The sequence below is a fragment of the Campylobacter sp. BCW_6468 genome (assembly GCF_001762865.1).
Lineage (GTDB): Bacteria > Campylobacterota > Campylobacteria > Campylobacterales > Campylobacteraceae > Campylobacter_D > Campylobacter_D jejuni.
This window is the reverse complement of record NZ_MJXQ01000019.1, coordinates 79,346-89,972: the sequence shown is the minus strand read 5'-3', so window position 1 is coordinate 89,972 and position 10,627 is coordinate 79,346. Positions and strand designations below refer to the sequence as shown.

General features: G+C 30.0%; 11 protein-coding genes and 1 pseudogene. 6 read left to right on the top strand and 6 right to left on the bottom strand.

Going from position 1 to position 10,627, the window contains the following annotated elements; all coding sequences use genetic code 11:
* Window positions 1–88: 88 nt before the first annotated feature.
* The 3 genes and pseudogenes from AJ889_RS01510 to AJ889_RS09540 form a co-directional block, all read right to left on the bottom strand.
* Window positions 89–628 (bottom strand): iron transporter, encoded by a 540-nt coding sequence (locus tag AJ889_RS01510; RefSeq protein ID WP_002778842.1) that lies wholly within the window; start codon window positions 626–628, stop codon window positions 89–91.
* Window positions 625–2,715, bottom strand: a complete 2,091-nt coding sequence (locus AJ889_RS01505) for an FTR1 family protein (protein ID WP_032584512.1) — start codon at window positions 2,713–2,715, stop codon at window positions 625–627. Before AJ889_RS01505 ends, AJ889_RS01510 begins: the two co-directional genes overlap by 4 nt.
* Window positions 2,716–3,066: 351 nt before the next feature.
* Window positions 3,067–3,269, bottom strand: a pseudogene (locus AJ889_RS09540) (hypothetical protein).
* Between the two features lie 322 nt (window positions 3,270–3,591).
* Here AJ889_RS09540 and AJ889_RS01500 point away from each other — a divergent pair.
* From AJ889_RS01500 to map, 6 genes are all read left to right on the top strand, one after another.
* A complete protein-coding gene (locus AJ889_RS01500) occupies window positions 3,592–3,774 on the top strand; it encodes a YjfB family protein (RefSeq protein WP_002787583.1) in 183 nt (60 codons plus the stop codon).
* A 142-nt stretch (window positions 3,775–3,916) separates the two neighbouring features.
* Window positions 3,917–5,065, top strand: coding sequence for a Na+/H+ antiporter NhaA (nhaA, locus tag AJ889_RS01495; protein ID WP_002787585.1), 1,149 nt, complete (start codon window positions 3,917–3,919; stop codon window positions 5,063–5,065).
* Window positions 5,062–6,231, top strand: coding sequence for a Na+/H+ antiporter NhaA (gene nhaA, locus AJ889_RS01490; RefSeq protein ID WP_002872280.1), 1,170 nt, complete (start codon window positions 5,062–5,064; stop codon window positions 6,229–6,231). Before nhaA (AJ889_RS01495) ends, nhaA (AJ889_RS01490) begins: the two co-directional genes overlap by 4 nt.
* A gap of 8 nt (window positions 6,232–6,239) precedes the next feature.
* Window positions 6,240–6,698, top strand: a complete 459-nt coding sequence (locus tag AJ889_RS01485) for a C40 family peptidase (RefSeq protein ID WP_002860097.1) — start codon at window positions 6,240–6,242, stop codon at window positions 6,696–6,698.
* 1 nt (window position 6,699) lies between these two features.
* Window positions 6,700–7,443 (top strand): glutamate racemase, encoded by a 744-nt coding sequence (gene murI / locus AJ889_RS01480; RefSeq protein ID WP_002935217.1) that lies wholly within the window; start codon window positions 6,700–6,702, stop codon window positions 7,441–7,443.
* A 9-nt stretch (window positions 7,444–7,452) separates the two neighbouring features.
* A complete protein-coding gene (gene map, locus AJ889_RS01475; RefSeq protein WP_002935216.1) occupies window positions 7,453–8,211 on the top strand; it encodes a type I methionyl aminopeptidase in 759 nt (252 codons plus the stop codon).
* Window positions 8,212–8,581: 370 nt separating this feature from the next.
* Here map and AJ889_RS01470 read toward each other — a convergent pair whose 3' ends face one another.
* Genes AJ889_RS01470 through AJ889_RS01460 form a run of 3 tightly spaced genes read right to left on the bottom strand, consistent with a single transcriptional unit; the run spans window position 8,582 to window position 10,627 of the window.
* Window positions 8,582–9,082 (bottom strand): flagellar FLiS export co-chaperone, encoded by a 501-nt coding sequence (locus AJ889_RS01470; protein WP_002851413.1) that lies wholly within the window; start codon window positions 9,080–9,082, stop codon window positions 8,582–8,584.
* Between the two features lie 55 nt (window positions 9,083–9,137).
* Entirely contained in the window at window positions 9,138–9,737 is a 600-nt protein-coding gene (locus AJ889_RS01465; RefSeq protein ID WP_002867543.1) for an ABC-type transport auxiliary lipoprotein family protein, read from the bottom strand.
* Window positions 9,737–10,627 (bottom strand): MlaD family protein, encoded by an 891-nt coding sequence (locus AJ889_RS01460; RefSeq protein ID WP_002860094.1) that lies wholly within the window; start codon window positions 10,625–10,627, stop codon window positions 9,737–9,739. The genes AJ889_RS01465 and AJ889_RS01460 overlap by 1 nt, the downstream gene beginning before the upstream one ends.

Sequence of the window (10,627 nt, the reverse complement as noted above, 5' to 3'; positions counted from 1 at the left end):
AATTTACTCTTTAAACATTGTTATTTTAATTTTTCAAATAAAAATAAAAATAAAAATATTCAAACACTCGGAAAATCCGAGCGTAAAATTATTTTGGCGTGCCTGTGTATTTGAATTTATAATCTACTTTAAAAGGTTCAAACCACTTACCCACACCTGTTTCTTCATCAACATGGCGTCCAAAACCTTGTTTTTCTGGATTTGAGATATAAAAAGTAAGTTCATAATTTCCTACGCCAAAGCCACCTTTTTTATCTTTTTCCATAGCAATATTTGCACCATAGTGAGGACCATCATCAGCCACCATAGGCATCAAAGTTCCACGTTTAATTGCACCTGTGTCGGTATTTTTAAGTTCATAAGCTATAGTTAAATAAGGCATCCAAAAACCTTCTGGAAAACCATTTGGATTGTTTTTAAGTGCGTGAATGTCAGCTTCTAGGTGAATATCTGCTAAAGATGCAGCTAAATCAATACCTCTTGGCTCCATTTCAATAGGTTGTAAATAAACAGCGGCTATTTCCATGCCATTAAGTTCTTTTGGATCGCCGATTGGCACTTCGCCTGCAAATAAATTTGTACTAATAACCGCAGCTGCAGCAACTACTGATAAAACTTTTTTTATCATGATTTTACTCCTTTTTTTGAAATTTGTTTTGTTATTAAAATGCCAATAATTAGCATAATTAAAACTATAAATTGAGGGATTAAAGTTTCATAGTAAGGATAAATTCCAAGCCATAAAATCGGTTCAAAATTCATAGGTATAAGACTAGGAATGATGACTTTTCCTTCTATGAGTTCGGCTATGCCTTTGCCTGTAAAAACAAAAACCATGTAAAAAATAATGTAAGAAGTGATATAGAAAAATTGTTTTACAGGTATGCGAATGGCTCCTGCTTTTAAAAGAAAATATAAAACAATAAGTATTAAAATTCCAAGTCCAAGTCCGCCAAAAACAGCACCAAAATCAGTGCTTGTTTTAGCATCAAAAAGCAAGGCTTGATAAAAAAGCACAGTTTCTGCACCTTCTCTATAAACAGCTAAAAATACGGTGATCCAAAGGGTTTTTGCGCTATTATTTGATATAGCATCTATAGCACCTTGTTTGATAAAGCTTGTCCATTTTTTATTTTGTGCGTTTGAAAGTAGCCAAAAGCCCACATAAAAGAGTAGTAATACGGCTATAAGCATGGTAATACCTTCTATAAGCTCTCTACTTTGACCTGCATTTTCTTTAAATAGCCAAGAAACTCCAAAAGCGGTAATGAAACTTAAAATCACTCCTGTAAAAAGAGCACTATAGGCGATATTTAGACGATTTTTGTTGCCACTTTGCACAAGATAAGAAACAATGGCTACAATGATAATCAAAGCTTCCAAGCCTTCACGCAAAATAATACCTAAAGCCCATATAAACAACGAATAAGGAGTAGAATCTTGAATTTTATCCACGCTGCTGGCTATGAGTTGTTCTAAGTCATTAAAAGTAGCTTCAAGCTCTTTTTTATCTGCATTTGCTTTAATCAGTGCCACGCCTTTGGAAAATAAACTTTCTATTTTAAGTTTTAAGCCACTATCTACAGCACCGATTTTATTTTCCATACCGCTTGATTCAAAAATATCTAGATAAATTTCTTGTAAATCATCTACCATAGAAGTGCTAAAGCCATCATAATTTTTTAAAATTTCATCTAAAGCAAGTTTGATATCATTAGAAACTTTGGCATAATCTTTGCCTTTTGTTTCATCATTAAAGCCTGAAATTTGCAAACTTGAAAGTTCTGAATTTGGAATTTGCAAGAAAACATCAAAAATTTGTTCTTCTATGTTATCTAAGCCATCTCTTAAGCCTTTTTCATCTATTTTTGCATCGTTGATTTGGCGTATAAGGGTGCGTATGGCTTGTTGAATTTTTTGATCGTTTCCTGCTTTGGTAAATTTATTTACTAAAATTTCTACTTTGGTATTGCGATAATCACTAAATAAGGCATCATTTAAAAAATCTTTACTAGTTTGGTAGTTTTTTTCTTTAAAAGCATTAGCTGCCTGTGAAAATTTGGTAGAGATATTATCTAGTATAAATTGCAATCTTGCGTCCATTGCAGCGGCAGCTTGTAAATCAGCGCTTGCATTATTATCTGTAAGTTTGCTTGTATCATTATTTATAGGTATAGGAGCTTGGGTGGTTAAAGAGCTTTGTGCTAAATCTTTTTTATCCACACCCATCATTTGTGCGATTAAAGCTTCTGCATCAGCTTCGCGTTTGGCATTGGCTTCTAGGCTTGATTTTTCAGCTTTAGCCTTATCATAGTTTATATCGCTTGCTTCTGCTTTTAAACGATATCCATTTTGTAAAATCGGAGCTACTTCATCAAGATCATAATAAAGACTATCAATTAAAGCATTAATTTGTGTCAAAGGAGCTTCATCTTTATACATGCGACGCAAATTTACAAATTTACGTTCCATAGTGATAGCTTTTCTTCCTATGTTTCTTCCTATTGGGCCTTCCATATTTTCAAAATGTTGAAAATACGCATCTTCGCTAAGCTTTTTGGCGCCTAGATTATCGCCCTTTTTATAAGTTTCTATGCTTTGTTTTAGCATATCTTTGATAAGATTTGCTTCATTAATATAATCATCTACCCTAGCAAAAGCTGAGCTTGATAAAAAAATACTTATAATTAAAAATACAATTTTAAAAATTTTCATTATCATTATCCTTGATTTTTGATAAAAATAATATTTATTATCAAAATAAATAATGGCTAGTATAATACTAAAAATCTTAAATAGAACTAAAAAATAAGCTTTTATATTGATAATATTTTTTTATTAAATTATAAAATGTATTTTAATAAATATTTAAATATATTTTATTTTTGTGATTTAATATGGGTTGTTTTTAAGTATCGCAAGGTCTTCTTCTAAGCTATGGACTTTGGGATATTGTTTTTGTGTTTTTTAATTTTTCCTTTTTTCGATGTTTTAAAAGCTTAATAAAAATCAAAAAATCATTTATTGCGTATTCTTTAAGGAGATATAGCTATAGTATATTTTAGACTAAGCAGATATATCCAAAAGTTTATCTTTTTTATTGGTATTTGTGTTTGTAGAATCGCTATTGTCTTTATTTGCTTCTTCTTTCTCAGCCTTAGCTTCTACTTTTTCTTTTTTTCTTGAAATTTTAAAGTTGAAGTTATGCTAATTCTTTTGCTTTCAAAATTTGTATCTACTATCCCCCTGCAAGGCGTGTTAAGTAACATTAGCAAGCTCCTGATTTCTCATTTAAAATTATAATTTTAGATTATATTAAAAATTGTATAAAATAAGATAAAACTTAAATTTATTGAAATAAATTTTTATCCATTTAATTCGCTTTTAAAAGCATCAATTATTTATATTTTGCTTATTGTTTCATAGTGTAAAAATTTTTAAAATAGGATTTTATCTTAAAAAATTTATGATTTTTAATTTCAGATATTGGTTCCCTTGAAAAATTTTAAAAAGTTTAGTAAAAAATATTAAGTTTTAAAAATATCATCCGATTTAAATAAAGTCTTAAGACTCAATCTAAAAGGAGGATGTATGGTTTCAGATGTTTCTATGGGTAATGTTAATTTAATGACTGCTGTTAATACTTCAGTTTTGAAAAAATCTATGGACACAAACGAGGCATTGATGAATGAACTCATCGAAGGTATGGAAGGTGTCTCTCAAGCCTCCGCTCCACAAGCTTCTAGCTCTAGTGGTTTGGATATTTACGCTTAAATATCTTAAGAACAAGCTTAAGAACTTTTTGGTATCTTGGGCTTGTTTTTTTAAATAATTATTTCTTTAGTATTTTTTCGTTATAATTTTACCATTTTATTTATCGTATTAAATTTTTACAAATATTTACTTAGGAGCAAGGATGCAAATGATAAAGAAGATGGTTTTAAGTGAAACTTTCCCTGGTATTTTGCTTATATTTTTTACATTTTTAGCTTTATTATGTAAAAATTCTTCTTTAAGTGCTATTTATACAGATTTTTTTCATGCTAATTTTACAGTAGGATTTGATCATTTTCAAATTTCAAAGTCGTTGGATTTATGGATAAATGATGGTTTGATAGCTATATTTTTTCTATGTATAGGGCTTGAGTTAAAATATGAAATTTTACGTGGGCAACTTAAAAATATAAGAGCTGTATCTTTACCTATATTCGGAGCTTTAGGGGGTATGATTACTCCGGCTTTAATTTTTATTGCTATTAATTATTCTCATGATTTTGCTATGAAAGGTTGGGCAATACCTACAGCAACTGATATAGCTTTTGCAGTGGGTATTTTAATGCTTTTGGGAAATAAAATTCCTACAAGTTTAAAACTTTTTTTACTCTCTTTAGCTATTTTTGATGATTTGGGTGCTATTGTTATTATTGCTTTGTTTTATACAGATCAGCTTTCAGCTTTAGCAATTATTATTTGTTTGTTTTGTATATTTGCTCTGCTTTTGTTAAATTATTATCACATCACCCATCTTTCTTTGTACGTGTTGGTAGGTGTTGTGTTGTGGATAGCTATGCTTAAAAGTGGAGTACATGCAACTTTGGCTGGTGTGATCATTTCTTTGTTTATACCTCTTGATACAAAAAATAAAAAACCTTATTTACATGAAGTTCTTAAGGATTTAAATCCTTGGGTAGTTTATTTTATTTTACCTTTATTTGCTTTTGCCAATGCTGGAATTGATATTAGAGATATGCATCTTGGTTCAGTATTTTCTCCTGTAAGTCTTGGGATTATTTTAGGACTATTTTTAGGAAAACAATTAGGTGTTTTCACTTTTTGTTTTATTGCTATCAAACTTAAACTTGCAAAATTACCTGAAAATATTAAATATGGAAAATTTTATGGTATATGTATTTTAACAGGCATCGGTTTTACGATGAGCTTGTTTATTGATGGTTTGGCTTATAAAAATAGTGATATTTTTGAATATGCGGATAAACTTGCTATTTTAGTAGCTAGTTTTTTAAGTGCCATTGTTGGTTTTATTTATCTTAAGATTGTTAAATGAATAATATAGTACATAAATTAAAAACTTTAGTTTTAAATGAGGCTTTTGGCGGCGTTTTACTTATAGTTTGTACTTTGCTTGCTTTGCTTGTGCAAAATGGATCTTTTAGCGAACATTATCGAGAATTTCTAAATTTAAAAGTCGGATTTAGTGTAGGTGAATTTGAGCTTAATAAGCCTTTTTTACTTTGGATAAATGATGGGCTTATATCTATATTTTTCTTTGCTATAGGGCTTGAGCTTAAGAAGGAATTTTTGCACGGGGATTTTAAAAATCCTAAAAATATTGTTTTACCTTTTATGGCTGCTTTAGGGGGTATACTTATACCTGCGATGTTGTTTGCTTTGGTAAATATAGGAGATGCTTATACTTTAAAAGGTTGGGCTATACCTACAGCCACAGATACAGCGTTTGCCTTAGCGATTTTAATGATGTGTGGCAAGCACATTCCATCAAGTTTAAAAATTTTCTTACTTTCTTTGGCTATTTTTGATGATGTGGGTGCTATTTTAATTATAGCTATTTTTTATACGACAAAATTATCAATAGTTGCTTTTGTCGTTGCAGGACTTGCTATTTTGGTAATGCTTATTTTAAATCTTTTAGGGATAACAAGAAAGTCTTTTTATTTTATTTGCTCAGTTATTCTTTGGATTAGTGTTTTAAAAAGTGGAGTACATGCAACTTTAGCTGGAATCATAACAGCATTTTTTATACCGATGCAAACTAAAAATGGGGAAGCATTTTTAGAAGAAATTTATGAAAGCTTAAAATTTTGGATTGCTTTTATTATTTTACCTTTATTTGCTTTTGCTAACGCTGGAGTAAATTTATCCAATATCGATATAGGAGCAATTTTTTCAGGTGTAAGTGTAGGTATTTTCTTAGGGCTTTTTGTAGGTAAACAAGTGGGTGTATTTTTATTTTCTTATTTGGCAATCCGCTTTAAATTTGCAGCTTTGCCCCAAGGTTCAAATTTGAAACAACTTTATGGGGTTTGCATACTTACAGGAATTGGTTTTACAATGAGTTTGTTTATTGATGGATTGGCGTATGAAGTTAGTGATATTTTTAATTATGCAGATAACTTAGCTATTCTTATAGCCTCATTTTGTTCTGGGATTTGGGGTTTTATTTATCTTAAATTCTTTACTACTCGATCTTAAGGGGATTGATGAGGCATATTTTTTTTATTATTACGATTATATTTTTTATAAGTGGATGTAGTTTTTATCAGAATCTAAACTATCATCCTAGTTACAACACAAATAAAGAAGCAAGGCTCAAGGTTATTGCAAATGAATGGAAAAAAACCCCTTATGTTTTAGGTGGAACTAGTAAAAAAGGTGCTGATTGTTCAGGATTTACACAGAGCGCATTAGCTCAGCTTAATATACGCATACCTCGCACTACAAAAACTCAATTAGGTTCTGGAAGAAAAGTTTCTAAATCAAAATTGCAAACAGGAGATTTGGTATTTTTTAAGACAGGTAGAGGGCCAAATGGTATGCATGTTGGTATTTATATGAGCAAGGGAAAATTTATACATTTATCTACTAAAGGTGGAGTAAAAGAAGTCGAGCTAAATAGTTCTTATTGGAAGGCTCGTTATATAGGAGCAAGAAGGTATTAAAGTGAAAATAGGTGTATTTGATAGCGGGGTAGGGGGGCTTAGCGTTTTAAAATCTCTTTATGAAGCTAGACTTTTTGATGAAATTATCTATTATGGAGATACCGCAAGAGTTCCTTATGGAGTAAAAGATAAAGATACTATTATAAAGTTCTGTCTTGAAGCATTGGAATTTTTTGAACAATTTCAAATTGATATGCTTATCATTGCATGTAATACTGCTAGTGCTTATGCTTTAGATGTTTTAAGGACAAAAGCACATTTTCCAGTATATGGTGTAATTGATGCAGGGGTTGAAGCAACGATAAAAGCTTTGCATGATAAAAATAAAGAAATTTTAGTCATTGCAACAAAAGCAACCATTAAATCAGAAGAATACCAAAAGCGTTTATTATCCCAAGGATATACAAATATAAATGCTTTAGCTACAGGGCTTTTTGTGCCTATGGTTGAAGAAGGTATTTTTGAAGGAGATTTTTTGCAAAGTGCTATGGAGTATTATTTTAAAAATATCACAACTCCAGATGCTTTGATACTCGCTTGCACTCATTTCCCTTTACTAGGTCGTTCTTTAAGTAAGTATTTTGGTGATAAAACAAAATTAATTCATTCAGGAGATGCTATAGTTGAATTTCTTAAAGAAAGAGAAAATATAGATTTGAAAAATCATAAAGCAAAATTACATTTTTATGCTTCAAGCGATGTTGAATCTTTAAAAAATACTGCTAAAATTTGGCTAAATTTATAAGGAAATAAAATGATAGAATTGAAAAAACCAGATGAAATAGAAAAATTAAGAATAGCAAATCAAATTGTAGCAAAAACTTTAAATTTTTTAGAGAATGAAATTAAAATAGGAATGAGCTTAAAACAAATCGATAAAATGGCAGAAGATTATATTTTAAGCCTTGGCGCCAAGCCATCATTTAAGGGACTTTATGGTTTTCCAGGTGCCATTTGCACATCTTTAAATCAAGTTTGTATCCATGGAATTCCAGATGATAAAATTATCAAAGAGGGTGATATTTTAGGTCTTGATGTGGGAAGTTTGATTGATGGGTATTATGGGGATGCAGCAAGAACTATTGCTATAGGAGAAGTTTCACCCGCTGATAAAGCTTTAATCTCTTGTGCTAAAGACGCGTTATATCATGCTATAGATATTATTCGTGATGGAATACGTTTTAAGGAACTTTCAGCTGCTTTAGGCGAATTTATCCATGCAAGAGGTTTTGTCCCGCTTCGTGGATATTGCGGGCATGGTATAGGACGAAAGCCCCATGGAGAGCCTGAAATTTTAAACTATTTAGAAAAAGGTGCGAGTGCAAAAAGTGGCCCTAAAATTAAAAATGGAATGGTGTTTTGCATAGAGCCTATGATATGCCAAAAAGATGGAACACCAAAGCATTATAATGGAAAATGGGATGCTGGAAGTATTGATGGGCTTAATGCGGCTCATTATGAACATTGTGTTGCCGTGATTAATGGGCGTGCTGAAATTCTTTCTATGATATGATATTAAATTATAAAAATAATATTTTTTTCTTAAAATTCTAAAAATTTAAAATTTTTTAAATAATATTGTAGTAATATTCTTTAATAATTTAAGTTACTAAATGATATTTTTATAGCAGATTAAGTGTTTTTAGAATAAAATGTCACATCGTATTAAACTAAAACATAAATATGGTTTAGATAATTTAATAAAAATTGTTAAATTATCTAAATATTTATTTTAGTTTAAAGAGATCTTTTAAGATCTCGTTTGGGTTAGGCTATTTCCCTCCCCCTTTTTATTCGTAGCCTAACTCTCTTTTAGAGTTTGGAAAATCTCTTTAAGCTAAAATATATTATATTTGCTTAAAGAGAACAAACGATTACTATTCTTATTTAAATAAATTTTTAAAATCCATTGTAGAGTTATAAATTCCAGCATTATCCATAGTTTCGCCCATGGTAATTGCGGTTGATAATTCTGATAGAATGATTTTTATTTCATCTCTTTTATCTTGTATATAGGCCAATACACCTTCGTAATTACTTGTTTGAAGAATTAAAAGCGGATTAGCAATTTCAAATTCAAAAAGTTTTTTACCAACATAAACATTGAAAATATTTCCAAAAAGAGCTGTTCCCATGAAAGAGCAGTTTTGTATAAGTTGTGACGCTGTGGCATCAAGAGTTCTTTTTTGCATATCATCTGAATTTTCATCTATTCTTTCTAGAATGCTTTTTTCTATTTTTTTTAAAGACATATCAAGCACTTGAAGTGCTCCTATAAAATCATTTGCATCATTGATTTGAGAGCAAATTTGATTTGCTTTAAATTCATTCACGCCCTGAATTTCACCTAAGTGTTTTTTAAATATATCTAAATCACTTTTCATTGTTTACCTTTCAAAAATATTGCTAAATATTTAAAAAGCAAAAAGTGTTCCTAAATTAGGATAAGTTAGAATTTACCCAAAAAACAATCTCATTGCCAATTTTATTCAAGGCTTTTTGAAAAGCATTATAGGTAGAGCGGATATCTTTTTTTTCTATTTTTTCTTTAGTATTGAAAATTTTATGAGCTATTATTTGATTGTTTTCAAGATTTATGAAATTTACACTTACAGAAATTTGAGCGTAGTTTTCATTGTTATTAAGAATTTGCTCAAAAGAGTTAATCCTGCTTTCAAGAGCATAATCCGCACTTAAAGAGCTTGTTGAAGAAAGCAAGGTTGTAAAAATATTGCTTTGTTCAAATTTTGACAAAATTAAAAAAGAATAAAGATTGCTTGGTAAATCTCCCCAGAAATAATGTGCGTATTTGTTGCTAAAACCATTATCTATATAAATAATAGCCCGCGAGTTTAAATACAAAGGTGCATTTGCATTGCGAATTTTAAGAATTTTACCAGTTTTTTTAAAAAAAATATTTGAGTCTATTCCTTCATCTTTTAATATGATATTTTCATTTTTGTTGATGGTTTCGTGTCTTAAAGAGCATCCGCATAATATAAAAATAAAAGTCAAAATATAGAATAATTGCTTTAGCATTATTTTTCTCCTGGTCCTAGTTTAGGTTTGGTTTCTTTAAAAATCAAATCAGCAGGGCTGTTTTGTAAATTTTCTATTAGAATATTGCTTTCAATTAAAACTCGTTTAAAAAGCTCTAAATTTTGAATTAAAGATGCTTTAATATCATCATAAGTGTTTAATTTTTCATCAGCTTTTTTTATGAAATTTTTTAAAATCATTGTGCTTTCTTTTATGTCTTTAAGACTGGAGTTGAAATTTTGCGCACTAAGGCTTATATTATCAGCCATTTTTCCTATTTTTAAACTTGCGTTTGAAAGATTAAGGCTTAAATTTTTAGAATTAGCGTTTAAATTTGCACTTAGTTCTGCTAGATTTTGCAAAAGGATTTCTAGATTTTTAAGATTTTTTTCGCTTAAAAGTTCTTTTGATTTATCATCGGCCGTTTTAACCAAAGAAAAAATATGTTCACTTTGTCTGTCTATGGTCGCTAAAAAACTTTCTTTAAAAGGAATGACCGGAAGTTTTCCGTGGATAGATACTAGATCTTTGCTATTTTTACTTCCGCCTTGAAGTTGGACAAATTTAAGTCCTGTAATACCTTGAAGTTGCAAAGTAGCAAAAGTATCTTCTTTTATAGGGGTGTTATTTTTAACCTTAATGCGTATGTTAACGCCGAGTTCATCTTGATTATAAATGCCAATTTCTTCTACACTACCTACTTCCACGCCCAAAAGCCTTACGGGTGCTTTTACGCCAAGTCCTGCAACGGATTCTTGTGTGTGAATTTCATAATACTTAAAACTTTCTTCTTTAGAGTATCCACCAAGCCAAAGTATGAAACCAAGGCTTGCAAAAAATACTCCAAAAACAAAAAGTCCTACAAAAAAATAATTTGCTCTATTTTCCAC